The organism is Marivirga arenosa, assembly GCF_030503895.2.
In the GTDB taxonomy this organism is placed as follows: domain Bacteria; phylum Bacteroidota; class Bacteroidia; order Cytophagales; family Cyclobacteriaceae; genus Marivirga; species Marivirga arenosa.
This window is the reverse complement of record NZ_CP129970.2, coordinates 1,669,566-1,688,153: the sequence shown is the minus strand read 5'-3', so window position 1 is coordinate 1,688,153 and position 18,588 is coordinate 1,669,566. Positions and strand designations below refer to the sequence as shown.

General features: G+C 35.0%; 20 protein-coding genes. 14 read left to right on the top strand and 6 right to left on the bottom strand.

What is annotated here, in order from left to right; translation table 11 throughout:
- Window positions 1-22 precede the first annotated feature (22 nt).
- From QYS48_RS07405 to QYS48_RS07390, 4 genes are all read left to right on the top strand, one after another.
- Window positions 23-673, top strand: coding sequence for an Ezrin/radixin/moesin family protein (locus tag QYS48_RS07405; protein ID WP_308358194.1), 651 nt, complete (start codon window positions 23-25; stop codon window positions 671-673).
- A gap of 113 nt (window positions 674-786) precedes the next feature.
- Complete coding sequence (locus QYS48_RS07400) at window positions 787-3,252, top strand: bifunctional UDP-N-acetylmuramoyl-tripeptide:D-alanyl-D-alanine ligase/alanine racemase (protein WP_308358193.1); 2,466 nt, start codon at window positions 787-789, stop codon at window positions 3,250-3,252.
- 100 nt (window positions 3,253-3,352) lie between these two features.
- A complete protein-coding gene (locus QYS48_RS07395) occupies window positions 3,353-3,559 on the top strand; it encodes a hypothetical protein (RefSeq protein WP_308358192.1) in 207 nt (68 codons plus the stop codon).
- Between the two features lie 8 nt (window positions 3,560-3,567).
- Complete coding sequence (locus QYS48_RS07390) at window positions 3,568-3,921, top strand: hypothetical protein (protein WP_308358191.1); 354 nt, start codon at window positions 3,568-3,570, stop codon at window positions 3,919-3,921.
- Between the two features lie 56 nt (window positions 3,922-3,977).
- On the opposite strand, the gene QYS48_RS07385 is transcribed toward QYS48_RS07390, so the two are convergent.
- The 3 genes from QYS48_RS07385 to QYS48_RS07375 all read right to left on the bottom strand — a co-directional run bounded on the left by QYS48_RS07385 (window position 3,978) and on the right by QYS48_RS07375 (window position 7,766).
- On the bottom strand, window positions 3,978-5,306 hold the full coding sequence (locus QYS48_RS07385; RefSeq protein WP_308358189.1) for an ABC transporter permease: 1,329 nt from the start codon (window positions 5,304-5,306) through the stop codon (window positions 3,978-3,980).
- 17 nt (window positions 5,307-5,323) lie between these two features.
- On the bottom strand, window positions 5,324-6,253 hold the full coding sequence (locus QYS48_RS07380) for an ATP-binding cassette domain-containing protein (RefSeq protein ID WP_308358188.1): 930 nt from the start codon (window positions 6,251-6,253) through the stop codon (window positions 5,324-5,326).
- A 94-nt stretch (window positions 6,254-6,347) separates the two neighbouring features.
- Entirely contained in the window at window positions 6,348-7,766 is a 1,419-nt protein-coding gene (locus QYS48_RS07375; protein WP_302128537.1) for a GAF domain-containing protein, read from the bottom strand.
- Window positions 7,767-8,019: 253 nt separating this feature from the next.
- On the opposite strand from QYS48_RS07375, the gene QYS48_RS07370 reads away from it, so the two are divergent.
- The 3 genes from QYS48_RS07370 (at window position 8,020) to QYS48_RS07360 (ending at window position 10,592) form a co-directional block, all read left to right on the top strand.
- Entirely contained in the window at window positions 8,020-8,577 is a 558-nt protein-coding gene (locus QYS48_RS07370; RefSeq protein WP_308358187.1) for a YceI family protein, read from the top strand.
- Window positions 8,578-8,605: 28 nt separating this feature from the next.
- Window positions 8,606-9,895: a hypothetical protein gene (locus tag QYS48_RS07365; protein ID WP_308358186.1), complete on the top strand. Its 1,290-nt coding sequence runs from the start codon at window positions 8,606-8,608 to the stop codon at window positions 9,893-9,895.
- Window positions 9,896-10,016: 121 nt separating this feature from the next.
- Window positions 10,017-10,592 carry a YceI family protein gene (locus QYS48_RS07360; RefSeq protein ID WP_308358185.1) on the top strand — a complete coding sequence of 192 codons (576 nt, stop codon included), beginning with the start codon at window positions 10,017-10,019 and terminating at the stop codon, window positions 10,590-10,592.
- 53 nt (window positions 10,593-10,645) lie between these two features.
- On the opposite strand, the gene cysQ is transcribed toward QYS48_RS07360, so the two are convergent.
- Entirely contained in the window at window positions 10,646-11,413 is a 768-nt protein-coding gene (cysQ, locus tag QYS48_RS07355) for a 3'(2'),5'-bisphosphate nucleotidase CysQ (protein WP_308358184.1), read from the bottom strand.
- A gap of 175 nt (window positions 11,414-11,588) precedes the next feature.
- Between cysQ and cysC the strand changes: the two genes are divergently transcribed.
- The 4 genes from cysC (at window position 11,589) to QYS48_RS07335 (ending at window position 15,883) form a co-directional block, all read left to right on the top strand.
- Window positions 11,589-12,185: an adenylyl-sulfate kinase gene (gene cysC, locus QYS48_RS07350; RefSeq protein ID WP_308358183.1), complete on the top strand. Its 597-nt coding sequence runs from the start codon at window positions 11,589-11,591 to the stop codon at window positions 12,183-12,185.
- Window positions 12,186-12,200: 15 nt separating this feature from the next.
- Window positions 12,201-13,106, top strand: coding sequence for a sulfate adenylyltransferase subunit CysD (gene cysD, locus QYS48_RS07345; protein ID WP_308358182.1), 906 nt, complete (start codon window positions 12,201-12,203; stop codon window positions 13,104-13,106).
- Between the two features lie 95 nt (window positions 13,107-13,201).
- Entirely contained in the window at window positions 13,202-14,494 is a 1,293-nt protein-coding gene (gene cysN / locus QYS48_RS07340; protein ID WP_308358181.1) for a sulfate adenylyltransferase subunit CysN, read from the top strand.
- Between the two features lie 78 nt (window positions 14,495-14,572).
- Entirely contained in the window at window positions 14,573-15,883 is a 1,311-nt protein-coding gene (locus tag QYS48_RS07335; RefSeq protein ID WP_308358180.1) for a vanadium-dependent haloperoxidase, read from the top strand.
- Here QYS48_RS07335 and QYS48_RS07330 read toward each other — a convergent pair.
- Together QYS48_RS07330 and QYS48_RS07325 are read right to left on the bottom strand one after the other, a co-directional pair.
- A complete protein-coding gene (locus QYS48_RS07330; protein WP_302128527.1) occupies window positions 15,870-16,346 on the bottom strand; it encodes a regulatory protein RecX in 477 nt (158 codons plus the stop codon). The genes QYS48_RS07335 and QYS48_RS07330 overlap by 14 nt on opposite strands.
- A 26-nt stretch (window positions 16,347-16,372) precedes the next feature.
- On the bottom strand, window positions 16,373-17,521 hold the full coding sequence (locus QYS48_RS07325) for an aminotransferase class V-fold PLP-dependent enzyme (RefSeq protein WP_308358179.1): 1,149 nt from the start codon (window positions 17,519-17,521) through the stop codon (window positions 16,373-16,375).
- A 73-nt stretch (window positions 17,522-17,594) separates the two neighbouring features.
- Here QYS48_RS07325 and QYS48_RS07320 point away from each other — a divergent pair, with 73 nt between their 5' ends.
- The 3 genes from QYS48_RS07320 (at window position 17,595) to QYS48_RS07310 (ending at window position 18,587) form a co-directional block, all read left to right on the top strand.
- Window positions 17,595-17,924: a nuclear transport factor 2 family protein gene (locus tag QYS48_RS07320; protein ID WP_302102722.1), complete on the top strand. Its 330-nt coding sequence runs from the start codon at window positions 17,595-17,597 to the stop codon at window positions 17,922-17,924.
- 100 nt (window positions 17,925-18,024) lie between these two features.
- Window positions 18,025-18,213, top strand: a complete 189-nt coding sequence (locus tag QYS48_RS07315; protein WP_302102723.1) for a hypothetical protein — start codon at window positions 18,025-18,027, stop codon at window positions 18,211-18,213.
- Window positions 18,210-18,587 (top strand): type II toxin-antitoxin system death-on-curing family toxin, encoded by a 378-nt coding sequence (locus QYS48_RS07310; protein WP_302102724.1) that lies wholly within the window; start codon window positions 18,210-18,212, stop codon window positions 18,585-18,587. Before QYS48_RS07315 ends, QYS48_RS07310 begins: the two co-directional genes overlap by 4 nt.
- The last annotated feature ends 1 nt before the right edge of the window (window position 18,588 follow it).

Below are 18,588 nucleotides of genomic sequence, written 5' to 3'. Positions count from 1 at the left end.
TAGAATTAACGGAATCATTGATATGAAAAGCAAGATCAGTTTTATCGCCATCCTTATGATTTTTTGCATGGCTTTTTCAGTTTCTGCTCAATTGAGCAAGGAAGAAAAGAAAGAAATGAAAGCCTTAGCAAAAGAGCTTAAGAAAAACCCTGAGCAAATGAAGGCTATGGTGGACGAAAACGAAAGTTTAAAAAGTTCGGTAGCTAGTTTAACTGCAGAAGTTGAAAACCTTAAAGGCCAACTAAGCAATAAAAACGCTGAAATCGCAGCTGCAAAAGCTGAAGCGCAAGAAGCAAAAGCTATGGCAGAAGCTCAAAGACAAAGAGCTAATGAGATGGCAAAAAAGGCAAAGGAAGCTAATAATAGCGAACCTGCAGCTTTAGATGAAAGTGGTACTTGGTTTAAAGTTCAAGTTGGTGCTTTTGAAAACATCGACATGTCTGAATACTTTAAAAACAATCCAAATTTCAGCGGTGAAGATACTGAAGAAGGCTTGCAAAGAATTACTTTAGGGAGATTCAGAGATTACTGGGAAGCTGATAAATTCAAAAAAGCACTTAGGCAAATGGGCGTTAAAGAAGCCTGGATTGTTCCATATAAAGACGGTGTAAGAGTTCCGTTAAAAGAAGTTTTAGAAAATCTTACTGCAAAGCCACAAGGCGCAGGAAATTAATATTTAAAGCTTGTTTGAAAGTGTAAGGCTATAGTTGCCTTTAAAAAAATGTAGAGATGCATTAAACTTTCGAGCAAGCTTTTTTTAATCTTTAAAAATAGCATTATACATCCTTGAAATTTGATTTTTCTTTACTGCCCAATCTAACCAAAGGAGAAATTACTCAACTCCATCAGGATCACAGTATTGAAAATATTTTTATCGACAGTAGAAATATTGTTGTTAGCTATAAAAATATATTTATAGCTATTGAGGGTGAAAGACATGATGGCCACCAATTCATCAAAGAGCTTTATTCTAAGGGCATCCGAAATTTTATAATTGAAAAGGATGTAAACTATATTGAGTTTGCTGAGGCTAATTTTTTTAAAGTTGAGAGTTCTATTCAAGCCTCACAACAAATTGCGGGTAAAAATAGAGCAAAATTTAAGGGCACACTTATTGGAATAACAGGAAGCAATGGTAAAACCATTGTCAAAGAATGGTTAGCTAAGTTAATCGAATCTGTTTATTCTGTTTATAGAAGTCCTAGAAGCTATAATTCACAAGTAGGTGTACCCCTTTCACTTTGGCACATTAACGATTATCAAGATTATGCCATTATAGAAGCTGGCATTTCACAAATGCATGAAATGGAAAAGCTTGAAGCTATAATAAAACCTAATATTGGTATTTACACCAATTTAGGCACAGCACATGATGAAGGTTTTCCTAGCTTAGAAGAAAAAGCACATCAAAAAGCTCGATTATTTAAGGATAGTAAAACTATTATTTTTTGTAAAGATTTTCCAGAAATATCTAATGCTTTACATAATCTTCCCAATCTGGAAGATAAGGAATTTATAGGTTGGTCTTTTGAAGACAACACGTCCAACTACTTTGTTGAAACCGAAGAAAGAGAAAATGGAATTGCCATTAGAATACCATATAAGGAAGAGTTCTTCATTTTTACAGTGCCTTTTAAAGATTATGCATCTTTAGAAAATATAACACATTGCTTGCTATTGCTTCTTCATGAAGGCGTTCCTATCAAAATCATTCAAAATACTTTAAATGAAATCCGCCCTTTAAAAATGAGGTTAGAAACCAAAAAAGGAAAAAATAACACTTATTTGGTGGACGATTCATACAATAATGACTTAGTAGGACTGGATACTGCTTTGCATTTCTTTGCACAACAAAAACAATATCAGAAAAGAGTTTTAATCTTGTCTGATTTACTTCAAACTGGCTTAAGTGGAGATATCTTATACAAGCAATTAGCCGAAAGGATTGAAAATGAAAATATTGACCAATTGATTGGTATTGGATCTGAAATTCAGCAATTAAAAAGCTTTTATCATGGTAAAATAGAACTCTTTAATTCAACTAATGAATTTTTAGATTATGAACAAACCCATCAGTTTCACAATAGTGTGATTTTAATTAAGGGTGCTAGAAAATTTGGCTTTGAAGCCATAGTTCAGCGATTAGAGCAAAAAATTCATGGAACAGTCTTAGAGATTGATCTTAATAAAATTACTCACAACCTGAACTTTTACAGATCACGACTAAAACCTAATGTAAAAACCATGGTAATGGTAAAAGCATTTGCTTATGGAAGTAGTAGCCATGAAATCGCAAATTGGCTTGAATTCCATAATGTTGATTATTTAGCGGTTGCCTACGCTGATGAAGGAGTTATTTTACGACAGCATGGAATTAAACTCCCTATTATGGTCATGAATCCTGATCCACGCTCATTTGAATTACTTCATCACTATAATTTAGAACCTGAAATATATAGTTTTAGTTTGTTAAATGACTATGTGAATTATACCAGAAGTTTTGATTATAAAGCTAAAATCCATTTAAAACTGGATACGGGTATGCATAGGCTAGGATTTGAACCTTTTGAAATTGAAGATTTAATACCTATTCTAAAGAAAAATCCTCATATCCATGTTTCTTCCATATTTAGCCATTTAGCTGCTTCGGATGAAGCCTCACATAATGGTTTTTCTGCTCAACAGGCTATGTTTTTTAAAAAAGCCGCTGACGACATCATCAGTTACATAGGATATAAGCCTATCCTTCACCTCTTAAATAGCTCAGGCATCAGTCGCTTTCCAGATTATCAGTTTGATATGGTGCGCTTAGGGGTGGGTCTTTACGGAATTGACACTACAGGTTTACATCCTGGTGAATTATTGCCCGTTTCTACTTTGAAAACCGTAATTTCTCAAGTGAAGCATATTAAGAAAGGAGATACAATAGGATATTCACGAAAAGGCCTAGCAATTGAAGATATGAAAATTGCTACTATATCGATCGGTTATGCAGATGGCTTCAACAGAAAGTTTAGTCAAGGAGTGGGAATGGTAAAGATTAACGGGAAATTAGCCCCAGTAATTGGCAATGTTTGCATGGACATGACAATGGTGGATGTAAGTGAAATTGATTGTGCAGCTGGTGATGAAGTTATTGTTTTTGGTGATGAGCCTAACATTACAAAGATGGCTAAATCTATTGATACCATACCTTATGAGATCTTAACCAATGTGAGTGAAAGAGTAAAAAGAGTATTTTATACTGAGTAATCACTCTCTATTTCAATTAAACCAATCTTTTTAAAGAATACCTACTTTTAGGTATTGACTAAGTATATATTTCCTTCAATATTTATAAAAATTTTAGGGGATGAAGTTTTTCTTAGTTATATCAATAATTGCCTTATGGTGGATGCCCACTAATTCACCTGGCAATATTGATATGAAAAAAGTAAGCTTGCCATCAATATCTAAACAGATAAAAAATCAATCGATTAACTATCAAAAGAATACAAGCTTAACAAAAAGAAAACTAGATCATTATGGCTATCAAGCTAGGAAAAGCTTTTTTAGATAATATTTAAAATGGAAATTAATTCTAAAAACATCGTAGAAGAATTACAAGGAAATTGGAATTGTACAGAAATTAAAGATAGTTCTAAACAAGAATCAATTAATTACAAGTTCTCATTATTAATATCTGAAAACTTAATTTCATGCAGCGGTGATAAAAATGAATACTGGCCCAGCATTTGTAATTTTGAATCTGTGGGCTCTTTAAAGGATGGATATTTTTATAGAGAAGATGGTTCATTCCTTCAAATTAAATCTCTAATTGATAATAAGTTACAAATAGAACTTTCCTTTAAAAATGAAAATGGAGATATAAATCCTGTTCTGTTTCAATTTAAAAAAGAATTGGAGGAAACTATATATTAATAAAAAAGTAAGCTGACTAATCAGCTTGCTTTTCCTTCTCAATAACTTAATTCAATTTAACTATTGGTTTTCACCCATTTAATCAGAGTTTTATAATTTACCTTTGTGCCGTGCATTAATATACCAATACGGTAAATTCTTCCTGCAGTCCAAATTGTAAATAAAAAGCCAACGATCATTAATCCCATGCTTAAAGCTAACTCCCATGCAGGAACGCCAAAAGCAACTCTGGCCATCATGGCTACTGGTGCTGTAAATGGTATTATAGAGAGCCAAAAACTAACATTTCCATCAGGCTCAGGCATTACAAACATGAAGGTTCCTAAGAAACCTATAATCATAGGCATAGTGATAGGCATGGTAAATTGTTGAGCATCTGAAATATTATCAACCGCTGAACCCACCGCAGCAAATAATGCTCCATATAATAGATAACCTGAAATGAAGAAAAAGGCAAATACAGAAATATAATAGGCATATGGAATATCATAAACAATATTCAAGATCTCCCCTGCCTTTGAATTTTCCATTACCATTTGCTGAGTTTGCGATGTCCCATTCATACCTGACATACTCTGCTGTGCAGTTTGCATATCCGCTGGATTTAAATCGAAAAAGCTAAATACCGCTGAAGAAAGCACAAAAATTAATACTACCCAGATAGTAAACTGTAATAATCCTACAGATGCAACCCCTACTACCTTACCAAGCATCAACTGAAATGGTTTAATAGAGGAAACAATGATTTCCACAATTTTATTGGACTTCTCTTCAATAACTCCTTGCATAATTTGTGTACCGTAAATCAACACAAACATGTAAACCAAAAAGCTAAATACATAAGCAATACCATAAGCAACTCCTGCACTACTAGCTTTTTCTTCACCATCATCTGAAACATTAATAGTACTTAAGCTTATGTTTGTTTTCAGGTTTTCTAATTCCTCTTCGCTAATGCCACTTTCCGTTAATTTTAAATCTCGGATTTGTGATTCGATTTTGTTTTCAAAATAAGAACTTGCCTGTAAGCTTGGGTTCTTTTTAGCGTACATTACAATGCCTTCAGGCTTTGCCAATTCAATTTGTGGTAAATAGATTAAGGCATAAGCTTCACTTTCTGTAAAAATAGTTTTAGCCTCTTCTAAGCTAATGTTAAGCTTTTCAAAAGCATACTTTTTATCATTTTCAAATGTGAAGTTATCTCCTTCATCTATAAAATATACTTTTTGCTGTTCCGCATTTTTAGATTCCTCTATTGCAAAATAAATCATCCCCCCGATTATAGCAGGAAACAATAGTGGTATTAAGATAGTAGCTAATAAAAAGCTTCTTTTTTTAACTCTACTATCAAATTCTCTTTTTATTACTAAGCCAATTTTACTCATTAGTTCGTGTTTTAAGGTTATGCAGTAGCTAAATTTTGTTTTTCACCTTTTACCAATTGAATAAAAATATCATTGATGGAAGGGATTTCTTCTTGGAAGGATACGATTTCTACCTTTTGGTTAATCAATTCCTGTAAAAGTTGGTTTGAATTTGATTCAGCTACAAGTTTTAAGATTGATTTATGATAGCCTTCGCCTGCATCAGAAGTGTTTTCAATGTTAAATATTTCATTAGTTGAAATATTGTTCCCTTTATGGATTAGTGTAAACTGATTGGATTTGAAATCATTCTTGATGTCTGATTTTTTACCATCCAATATCTTTTCTGATTTATTTATTAAAGCAATATAGTCACACATTTCCTCTACGGATTCCATTCGGTGTGTACTGAATATGATGGTACTTCCTTTTTCCCTAAGGCTTAAAATTTCATCCTTAATCAAATTTGCATTAATAGGGTCAAAACCAGAAAAAGGCTCATCTAAAATAATTAATTCGGGTTCATGCATTACAGTTGAAATAAACTGTACTTTTTGTTGCATCCCTTTTGATAAGTCTTCAATCTTTTTGTCTAACCAATCAGAAGCCTCAAAGCGTTCTAACCAAGCTTTGATTTTTTGAACTGAATCCCTTCTTGAAAGTCCTTTAAGTTGGGCCAAATAAAGTAGCTGATCGCCAACTTTCATTTTTTTGTAAAGCCCTCTTTCCTCAGGTAAGTAGCCAATGGTTCCCACATGTTTAGGGGATAAATTTTCACCATTAATTTGAATTTGACCAGAATCAGCATTTATAATCTGATTCACAATTCGGATAAAAGTACTTTTCCCTGCTCCATTTGGACCTAGCAACCCAAAAATTGACTGTTTCGGTATTTCTAAATCTACATTATGCAGCGCAACATTTTCATGAAATGTCTTATTAAGATTGTTTGCAGTAAGTATGTTCACGTTGATAAGTTTTTTTTACAAAAGTATTTTAAAAATTAATACATACAACTAAAATTGATGTCCTTACTATTTTTCTAGATGAATGGTAGATAAATTATGATTTTAGGGACTGAACTTCTAACTCCTTCTGCTGTAGTTTTTCCTCTAAAGCAGCTTTTTCCTTTTGAACCATTTCCAATTCAGCTCTTAGTTCCTGTTCCTGTCTTTCTGTTTGTTCCTGAGTAGCTTGAAGTTCCTCCATGTTCTGCCTCATTTCCTCCTCTTGAGAATGCAACTGTTGAGATTGTTCCTGCATTTCAGCTAATAGCAATTTAGTTTTTTCATTATTCTTAATGCTATTGAGTTGCATGGCAATGTTCTCTCCCATTTCTAACATAAAATCTATTTGGTATTGCTCGATTTCTTTAAAAGAAGCAATTTCAAAAACACCATATACTTCTTCGTTCACCATTAAAGGCGTTATTAAAATTGAACGAGGGTTAGCATCCCCTAAGCCACTGGTTATATTTATAAAATTTTCTGGTACTTCTGTAAGATAAATGTAATCCTTTTCGAGATAACATTGACCTATCAACCCCTCTCCAACATTTACCTTCTGATGAATTTTCTTTTTTCGTTTAAACGCATAAGCGGATTTAAGCGAGAGTTGAACTTCTTCATTATCTTCTTTTTCATCTATTAAGAACAAAGCTCCTTGATTAGCCTCTAGATACTTTACAATAAATGAAATGATTTGATCTGTTAAAACATTTAAATCTTCCTGCTCACGTAATATAGACCCAATTTCAGCCAAGCCTTTTGTAGCCCATGCTCTCTTCTTTTCTTCCTGTTGTGCTTCTTCTAATTTCTCTAATGATTGTTCCAGTTCCTTTTCTTTCTCTAATGCTTTTTTATTTTCTACAGCAAATCTATTAGTCAATTCTTGAGCCTTATCGAATTCTTTTTGATTTAATCGCTGAAGAAATACGAATAAAAAGCCTCCTAAAAAGAATGCTCCAAATAAAACAGAATTACGAACCCAGGCTTGTTGAAATGGGGAATTATCAAAAGCTACATCAAAAAAATCATTCCATTCATGTATATATAATATCGGAATAGCAGCTATAATAAAAGCAGGTAACCAAAATCTAATCCTTTTATGATCAAACAGGCTAAAGGCTATTAATGAACCTACAATTTGAAAGGCATATACCTCCTTCATAATGCTATCCCCTGCTTGCATAATGACCGCATGTAACATACCTATAACCAATGCTGGGAGTATTGACATAATAAATCTTGTCAACAGATTGAATCTTAAATATGATAAGAAAAGATTTAGTGAATAGGCAGCAAAACCGTATAGGCAATAAGGCACTAATTCAGGTACCACTAAAGCTGCGATAACGGAATAAAAAGCTATGATTACGATTAAAGCTAAATTTAAAATATTAGCTAATTTTATTTTGGTGTTGATTGAATCTTCAAGTTTTGAATCTACCCCAAAGTCAACTATCCTATTAATGAATTTCATTTTGTAAAGAATTAAGGCTTGTTTATGCAATATAAATTGATTGTTGCTTTAATCAAAAGTATAAATACACATTGTTCTTAGCTCTGCATTAGCGCTTTTTCATATCATTCTTTAGTTTATATGTTGTAACAAATATTACAAAAACATCCTAAACAAGCCGATATAGCATTTAATCATAGAATTTCATGACGTATGTCAGGGTTTAGAAGAGAATTACCTAGCACCTTTACATCGTAATAAAAATACAAACGCCATGAAAAGTTTAATGATTATAATGCTGATAATTTTTGCACCATATGTATATGGGCAGCAATTAAAAGTAAATGAGCAAAACACTCAACTCAGCATTGACGGTACTTCGACAGTTCATGATTGGACAATTGAAGCGGAAGAGTTTGATGGAACAGCAGATGTTAAAATTGAAAACAATGCTTTGCAAGCTATTAACAGCTTAAGCTTTAATGTTCCAGTGAAAAGCTTAAAAAGTGGGAAGTCTGCAATGGACGATAACACCTATGAAGCCCTAAAGGAAGATGATCACCCAATCATCACTTATAAGTTCAAATCAATGGACAATGTGAAGGTTGAAGGCAACACCACTACCATGGATACTAAAGGCATACTCACCATAGGGGGCGTAAGCAAAACAGTAAACATGAAGGTAAAAGCGGATACTAAAAATGGAATCGCTTTTAATGGAGACATCACTTTTAAAATGTCAGTATTTGAAATTGATCCTCCTACTGCAGTTTTCGGAACCATAAAAACCGGAGATGAAGTCACAATAAAATTTAATGCACAATACAACTAAATAAGATAACCTATAAATAAAAGAAGCCATGAAAACTTTTTTAAGATTTACGATGATTGCCCTATTAATGGGATTTGCACAAGTACTATTCGCACAGAATAGTAGAAACCTACAGTTTTTCCGACCAGTTGGCCAAGATGGATTAAATGTATTCGAGACTGGTAAAGCTGATTCAATTGAATACGATGGAGTTAAAGTAAGAGTTGGTGGTGATTTTGCCATGCAATTTCAAGGACTAAGCCAATCAAATGCTGCAGAAGCTGGATCTGGTTTAGAATTTAAGGATTTAAACAACAACTTCAATTTACCTACTGCTAACTTCAACTTAGATGTTCAGATGTATGATGGAGTAAGATTACACTTACGTACTTACCTATCTGCTCGTCACCACGCTGAAGCATGGGTAAAAGGTGGACACTTACAAATTGATAAATTAGACTTCATCAGTGAAGGTTTTATGGAAGGTTTGATGGAGTACACTACCATCACAGTAGGTTTGGATGAGTTCAACTATGGTGATGCTCACTTTAGAAGAACCGATAATGCAAGAGCTATCTATAACCCATTTGTTGGTAACTATATTATGGATGCCTTCTCTACTGAAGCTTTCGGTGAAGTAACAGTTCAGAAAAACGGATTAATAGCGGTTGTTGGTTTAACCAATGGTAACTTAAACCAAAATGTAACAAGAGGCACTGACAATAAACCTTCTTTTTACAGTAAATTAGGTTTCGACAAACAAATCAGTGATGATTTCAGAGCACGTTTAACCGGTAGCTGGTATGTAAATAGTGGTACAAGTACAGGTACTTGGTTATACGGTGGTGACCGTGGTGGATCTAGATACTACAATGTATTGCACACTACTGGTAATCCAGATTTAGGAGTTGATGCTCAAGGAGGTGACTTCGATGGTAGATTTAACGCAAGATTCGCTAAGTTATCTGCGATACAAATCAACCCATTCATTAAAGCAGGAGGATTTGAGTTCTTCGGAATTTATGAAGTAGCTAGCGGCTTAAGCGAAGGCGATGGTGCCATGACTCAAGTAGCAGGTGAAGCCCTATACAGATTTGGGGCAAACGAAAGATATTACATCGGTGGACGTTACAATACTGTAAATGGTAAAATGAACGAAGCAGCTACTGAGGATATGAATATTAGCAGATTGAACTTCGGTGGTGGTTGGTTCTTAACTGACAACATCATGACTAAAGTGGAATATGTAAACCAACAATACAATGGTGATGCATGGACTGGAAGATTTGCTGGCGCTGAGTTTAATGGTGTGATGGTAGAAGCTGTTATTAGTTTCTAATTCGAACAGCTTGTTTAGTTAAAGAGCGATGGAGCAAAGCTTCATCGCTTTTTTATATTCACATAAAGTATTAAATAGTTGATTTAATGAAAGTTACAACCTAACTTATCAATTCAACTCTATGAAATGTTTACTTCTAAATATTGTAATATCACTATTCAGCTTTAGTTGCTTATTTGCTCAAATTGAACAAAAACGTATTAAAATAAATAGTGAAAATTCATTCGTAAAAGTGCATGGTAGCACTAATGTAAATGAATTTAGATGTACTTATTCCGCTGAATTGCCAATTGAAGAACTCGAAATTACCTATCAACAAAAAGGAGAAAATTTTATTATTAAGCATGAGGCTCTTTTTTTAAAAGTCATCAACTTTACTTGCCCAAACAGCCAGATGACCGAAGATTTTCACGATCTACTCGACTATGAGCAATATCCTTATATCATTTTTCAAGTTCAGAAAATCATAAATCATAACACTGCCGAAATCATAATCGAAATGGCTGGTGAACAAAAAACTTACTTTGTTGACATCCAAAATAATTTTCAAGACAATCTATTAGCCTGCACTACCACCATGCAAATCTGCATAACTGACTTTGGCCTTAAAGCTCCAGAGAAATTCTTCGGAATGGTGAAAGTCAATGAAAATATTGAAGTGGATTTTAAAATTGAGATGAGTATTTACGATAGTTAGTAGTGTAGATAAAAGATCTAAGAATCTAGATTCTAGACTCTAGACTCTAGACTCTAAAATCCTAAACAAAGAAAGCTCCCATTTAATAGGTTTTCTTTATTGTAATTGAAACGTTCCTCCTCTGTATTGCCTTTGTATATTTTACCACCTGCAGCTTCAAGTATAGCTTGGCCAGCACCTGTATCCCATTCCATAGTTGGCCCATGACGATAATAAATATCTGCTTTACCTTCAGCCACCATGCAAAACTTCAAAGAACTTCCTTTAGAAATACTGTCTTTTACATCATATTTCGCTAGCAACTCATCCTCCTCAGGAGAAGCGTGAGAAGCACTTCTTACAGCAATTCTATCCGAATTCTTTTGGTTGACTTTCAGCTCTGTTTTTTCTCCCCCTACTTCTTTGAAAGCACCTTGTTCGCTACCGTAGTAAAAAGTATCTGTAGCAGGAACATAAATCACTCCCATAATTGGAAAATGATTTTTTATCAAGGCAATATTAACCGTGAACTGACCATTTCTTTTGATAAATTCTTTTGTCCCATCCAAAGGGTCCACTAACCAAAAAGTATCCCATTCTTTACGCTCCTCATAGGACATCTTTTTACCCTCTTCTGATAAAATTGGATATTGAACAGAAAGCTCTTCCAATCCTTTTTTGATCACTTTATCTGCCGCCTCATCTGCCAAGGTTAAGGGACTATCATCCGCTTTATAATCTACTACCTGGCTAAGGTCTGCATCAGCATAAATTTTCATGATGGCAGCCCCAGCATTTAAAGCTATTGCCTTTACTTCTTCTACTAAATTTTCAATTTGCATAAGTGAACTAATGAATTTCAATTCCAAAGTGGAATTATTAAAAAAAAATTTCTCCAGAATCTTGCTCTATTAGCCTACAAACCCAATAGGGTTTAAATATTTTTGGAAAGCTGCAAAATTACGCAACAAATGCTTATTAGTATAATTTTATCCTATTAACTTTGCCAAAAATTATATGAGTTTGGAAAATATTTATCCCATATTCGATACTATACTTAGTCGCTCGGATAAAGAGAAAATGCTAAATCAAAAGTCTATCGTCATCTGGATGGTGGGCCTATCGGGTTCAGGCAAAAGTACCTTAGCTAGAGCATTAGAAAACAGCTTACATGAAGAAGGCTATCTCACACAGTTGTTGGATGGAGACAATATGCGAACTGGCATCAATAATAATCTTGGGTTTTCTCCTCAGGACAGAACTGAAAATATTAGAAGAGCTGCTGAAACCGCTAAGCTATTTATGAATGCGGGTTTGGTAACTATTTGTTCTTTCATTAGCCCTACAGAAGATATTCGGAAAATGGCGAAAGACATTATTGGTGATGGGTATGTAGAAGTATATGTAGATTGCCCAGTTGAGGTCTGTGAAAAGAGAGATGTGAAAGGCTTATATGCAAAGGCCAGAAAAGGAGAGATTCCAGATTTTACTGGTATTAGCGCTCCCTTCGATGAACCGCAAAATCCAGATGTTGCCGTTGATACTGCAAATCAAACATTAGAAGAAAGCCATCAGCAATTAGTGAAGGCTATAATCGAGAAAATAAAATATTAAAATAGAATAAAAGATATGTCATCTTACAATTTATCACACTTAGATCAGCTAGAGTCAGAAGCTATTTACGTTTTTCGTGAAGTAGCTGCTCAATTCGAAAAGCCGGTTATCCTTTTTTCCGGTGGAAAAGACTCAATTACTATGGTACATTTAGCAAAAAAAGCTTTTTGGCCAGCTAAAGTCCCTTTTCCATTATTACATATCGACACGGGTCATAACTTTCCGGAAGCTCTAGAATTTCGTGATAATTTAGCAGAGCGATATAATGTAAACCTTGATGTTGGCTTAGTGCAGGATTCTATTGACCGAGGAACAGCAGTAGAAGAAAAAGGGGTAAACCCTAGTAGAAATACGCTACAGTCCATCACACTTTTAGAGAAACTGGAAGAAGGTCAGTATGATGCCGCTTTCGGTGGTGGCCGTAGAGATGAGGAAAAAGCGAGAGCTAAAGAAAGATTCTTTTCACACAGAGATGATTTCGGCCAGTGGGATCCTAAAAATCAGCGCCCGGAATTGTGGAATTTATACAATGGTAAAAAAGCACCAGGTGAGTCATTCCGTATTTTCCCCATCAGTAACTGGACAGAAATGGACGTATGGCAATACATCAAAAAAGAAAAAATTGAATTGCCTAGTATTTATTTCTCTCACAAAAGAGAAGTAGTAAACAGAAATGGTGTATTAATCGCTAAATCTCCTTACAATACTTTATTAGAAGGAGAAGCATACGAAGAGAAAATTATCCGATACAGAACTTTAGGTTGTATGACGATTACCGGTGCGGTAGAATCAGAAGCGGATGATTTAGATAAAATCATTGAAGAAGTTGCGGCTGCAAGACAAACGGAAAGAGGCGGAAGAGCTGACGATAAGCGCTCGGAAGCAGCAATGGAAGAAAGAAAGAAACAAGGATATTTTTAGAAGTAGATCTTAGATTTAAGAATCTAGATTCTAGACTCTGGATGCTAGGTTCTTCTCCAAGAAAATTGATACAGTTATTGAAAAGACATTTATAAATGCAAGACACTAAAGAACAAAACACTACAGACACTGCGGGTTACTTAGACATGGACCTATTGCGTTTTTCAACTGCAGGAAGTGTTGATGATGGTAAAAGTACCCTGATCGGTAGATTGATGTACGATACAAAATCAATCTTTGAAGATCAGATTGAGGCGGTAGAAAAATCAAGTAAAAATCGTGGTGACGAACACGTTAACCTTGCTTTATTAACTGATGGTTTGAAAGCCGAAAGAGAGCAAGGAATCACCATTGATGTAGCTTATCGCTATTTTGCTACTCCAAAAAGAAAATTCATCATTGCAGATACTCCGGGTCACGTTCAATATACTCGTAATATGGTTACGGGTGCCTCAAATGTGAACTTAGCCATTATCTTAATTGATGCAAGAAAAGGAGTAATTGAGCAAACCAAAAGACATTCTTTCATTGCCTCCTTATTACAGATCAAGCATGTAATTGTTTGTATCAACAAAATGGACTTGGTTGATTATAAAGAAGAAGTATTCGAGCAAATCAAGAAAGAGTATTTAAGCTTTGATGCAAAACTTGAAATTCCAGATATCAGATTTATTCCGATCTCTGCCTTAAATGGGGATAATGTAGTAGATAAGTCTAAAAATATGGACTGGTATCAAGGTCCTTCCTTATTATGGACATTAGAAAATGTACAGGTTGCATCCGATCGAGATTTAATAGACGGTAGGTTCCCCGTTCAATGGGTAATCAGACCACAATCTGATCAGTATCATGATTTTAGAGGCTATGCAGGTTTAGTAAGCGGTGGAATTTTCCGTAAAGGAGAAGAAGTAGTGGTTTTACCCTCTGGTTTTACCACCAAAATCAAATCCATAGAGACCATGGATGGGGAGTTGAAAGAGGCCTTTCCACCTATGTCAGTTACCATGACCTTAGAAGATGATATTGACATCAGCCGTGGAGATATGCTGGCTAAGGTAAATAATCAGCCAACTAAAGCGCAAGAAATTGAATTAATGGTATGCTGGCTAAATGTTGATCCCCTTAAATTAGGAGGGAAATATACCGTGAAGCACACTACAAATGAGGCTCGAGCCATCATAAAAGAAGTGAAATATAAGGTGAATGTAAACACATTAGAAAAGAACGAAGAGGACAAGGCTGTAGGAGCCAATGATATTGCCAGAATCACGATCAAAACTGCTAAGCCTTTATTATTTGATTCTTACCGAAAAAATAGAAATACCGGTTCTTTAATTATCATAGATGAATTCTCACAGCAAACAGTGGGAGCCGGAATGATCATTTAAGGAATGAATATTTAGGAGCTTTTCTATTGTATACGATTGGAAAGCTCCTTCCTTTTGAACCTACAGGATAAAAGCACTATGAACCCTCTAAAAACCTTCCTCCTCATTGCTTCTATGAGCGTTTACTTTTTATGCCCACAATCTATAATCGCTCAAAAGAATCATAATAACTATACACCTTTTATGTTTACCAGCTCCATTTTTATGGAGGGGAAAGAGCCAAATGAGCAAACAATAGACAGCATTATCCAATTACAAAGCGCACTCAGCTCACTGGACTTGGAAGAGATTAAATATTGGAATTCTGCCTACCCTAATTATAGATGGCATCAACTTTTAATGGATATTAGCAATGCACATAAGGGCCATAAGAATGGGGCAAGGGTCGTTATTATGCATTTAGCTATTTATGATGCCTTAGTAACCATAAGCAATTATTCAACTGATAGAACTAGCAAAAGGCCTTTTGAGCTAAACTCAGGCGTAAAATTGTTTGCTAAAAACAAGAGTACATCTTCACTTTGCGAATGGAGCGCTGCTGCAGGAGCTGCTTCTCAAATCATTTCCTACTACTTTCCAGATCAATCACATAAGGTGGACAGTTGCCTTCAAGCATTCAAATTAAATCGCTTGAGAAGCGGCACCCAATATGCGAATGAAATTAATGCAAGTATTGAAGTGGGAAAAGAGGTTGCTGCTCAATATATAGCTTACGCTAAAACTGATCGGACAGCAGATACTTGGGAGGGAGAGGTTCCTATTGGAAAGAACAAATGGAAAGGCATACCGAGCAAATGGGATCCTATGAAAGCAAAATGGAAGCCTCTAACTTTGGATAGCAATGATCAATTTAGACCGGGACCTCCACCTTCAGACTGGGAAGCTGAAATGCAAGAATTAAGGGAATTCCAAGAAAATCATAAGCGAAGTAACATTGCTTGGAAGTGGCGCACCGAACCCGTTTGGGATGACCTTCTAGAACGAAAAATTTTGGAATATGACCTTAATCCTATGCAGGCCGCCTATGCCTCAGCTCTTTTTCATGCCTCCAGATATGAGGCTACCATTGTCGCATGGGATGGAAAATATCATTACTGGACTATCCGCCCATTTCAATACGATCCAGGGTTTAAACCTTATTTAATCGATACTCCTAATTTCCCAGGTTATCCTGCGGGTCACACTACGGTAGCAGGTTCAGTTGCTGAGGCATTAAGCCATATCTTCCCTCTTGATCATAAGGAGTTTGAATTACTGGCAAAAGAGTGTTCGGAATCGAGGTTTGAAGGAGGGGTGCATTTTAGAACCGATAATGAGGTAGGACTTGAAATTGGGTCTCAAGTAGGAGAATTTGTGATCAAGCGATTCCAAAAACTTAGTCCTCGCTAAGCTGATTTACGGCCTCCCAAACTAAATCGGCCTCAAATCCTTTTTGCAATAAATAGCGTACTGTTTTCTGCTTTTTAATGTAGAGGTTCTGCTCTTTTAAAGCATCCCATTTCTTTTCCACTAAGCTAGTAATGGTGTCTTCATAGGCTTGAGGGTCTATCTCTTTCATACCCATTTTAATGCAATATGATGATATTTTCTTTTGCTCCAGGCCTTGCTTTATTTTAAGCTTTCCCCACTTCTTTAATTTGAAATGACCCCTTACATAGCTTTGAGCAAAACGCTCTTCATTCACAAAGTCTTCAGAAATTAACCAGGATAATACTTCCTCCACTTCATCACCATACAAACCCCATTCGTACAACTTATCTCGTACTTGCTGTTGACTTCTTTCCTGACCAGCGCAATATTTTGCCCCTCTGGCTTTTCCCTCTTTAATAGTATATATTTTCTGTTTTGCCATTAGCCCTTCATGCTCTATCAGCAAAATTACAAATGCTTCTGCAAAACACCCATTAAAGCTTCTACATCCTCAGCATCATTATACACATTTGGTGAAATTCTTATTTTGCTGCCTCTAGCCGAAACAAAAATATTATTTGATTTTAAGCTATTCATTAATTGGGGAAGATCAATAGTATCTGGAACAAATAAGCCGTATAAATGAGCACTCATCCTATTGTCTACTTCTTTTTCAATCCCTTTTTGATCCAATAAATCACGGAGTGGATTTAGTAATTCAAAACAGTAATTTTGAATACTTTCAGGCCTCCACTCTAATAATTGCTCTAATGCTTTCTGCATCATGGGTAGAGCAATGAAATTACTAAATTCTCCTACATTATAGCGCATCGCATTAGGGCCAAAATCCTCTGGGTATTCAGTTAATTTACTGAAATCATCGCTATCCTTTCGAGTCATCCAAGAATATTCAAGCGGAATGCCTTCATTAAACTTTTCACTATAATAGGCTAAGCCAGATGAATAGGGTCCTAGTAACCATTTATAGGCTGCGCAAATTAAGGCATCAATGTGAAACGCTTCTACATCCATCGGAAGTGCCCCAACCGACTGGGTACCGTCTACAATAAAGTAGGTATTGGTTTCTCTACACTTTTCTCCTATCGCTTTTAAATCAAACTTCAATCCTTCCATCCAATGAATAGAAGACATGACTACTAAAGCAGTATCCTCAGTAATTGACTCAATAATTTGATTGGTCCAGCTTTCAGTTCTGCCCTCAACAAAATCAGGAGGAGAAACTACTTTTAGTTCAGCCTGATATTTTTCACAAAAATGCCTTAGGGTTAAGTGATCACTTGGAAATTCCTCATTCACAGTAATGGCATGTTGCCCTTCTTTGATGGGAACATTTTGAATAGCATTCATTAATCCATAGGATGCAGAGGGAATTAAGGCTATTTGTTGGGCCGGAGCATTTACCAATTCGGCAAACAAGGATTTAACCTTCTCTGCAGGTTTAAAAAAGTCCTCTTCAGAAATTGAAGTAGGATTCGTTTTCCTTTGAATCCCTAGAATTCCAGCTGCTTCTACTGTTTTTAAGTTTGGAGACATATAGGCTCCATTTAAATAATGGATATTTTCAGGGAGGTTAAAAAGCTGTTTTTGGTTTTCCATAGTATAGATTTCAATTACTCTTTTCTTTTTTGAAAAGTATATTCAATAAATTTAAAGAATTAATTAGTCCGATATGAAAAGAGAAAAAGAAATAGCAGTCGAATTTTTAAGAATGGTTGCTAGCGGTGATGTAGAAAATGCTTTCTCCCTTTATGTTTCACCAAATTTCAAACACCATAATCCCTATTTCAAAAAGGATATATCTTCTTTAAAAACCGCCATGCTAGAAGATGCTAAGCAAAACCCTGAAAAAGAATTGAGCATTTTAAGGGCGATGGCAGATGAAGAAGGAGTGTCAGTACATTCTTTAGTAAAGCAAAATCCTAATGATTCTGGCTATATATTGGCGCATTTTTTCAAATTTCAGCGTGATAAAATCAGTGAGCTATGGGATCTTGCTTAAGAAATAATCAATGAAAATGGGATTTTTTAATCTAAAACTATACCGTGTCTATTGTTAAGTAAATTCTAACAATTAAGAATCTAAATTCGTATATTTCATTATGAGTAGAGAAGAAGTAAAAGTAGCTATCAATGAAATGCTGGAAAATATTCCTGAAGAAGCTTTACAAGAAGTCTTTGAATTTTTGACTGCTGTGAAAAATCAATCTTCCGATAATTTTAATACTGTCAAAAATCTTCGAACTATTTTGTCTGAAGATAAGCAGCTTCTTGAAAAGTTAGCAAAGTGATTTCTCAAAAGGAGGCCTTGGAAATTCACCAAATATTAATAGAAAGATTTGGAGGATCAGATGGCATAAGAGATAAAGAATTATTAAACTCTGCCTTAAACCGCCCTTATCAGACGTTTGATGGCAAAGATTTATACCCTAATGTAATTGATAAAGCGGCTGCAATCCTAGAAAGTATAGTCAAAAATCACCCTTTTTCAGATGGTAATAAAAGGACAGGCTATGTTTTAGCTAGGCTGTTAATGATGAACAGTAAACATGACATAAATGCTAGTCAAGATGAAAAATATCAATTAGTTATTTCAATTTCAAAAGGAAAAGTTGACTTTGAATATATCAAGAACTGGATTTTAAAGCATTCAAAGCAAAATTAAA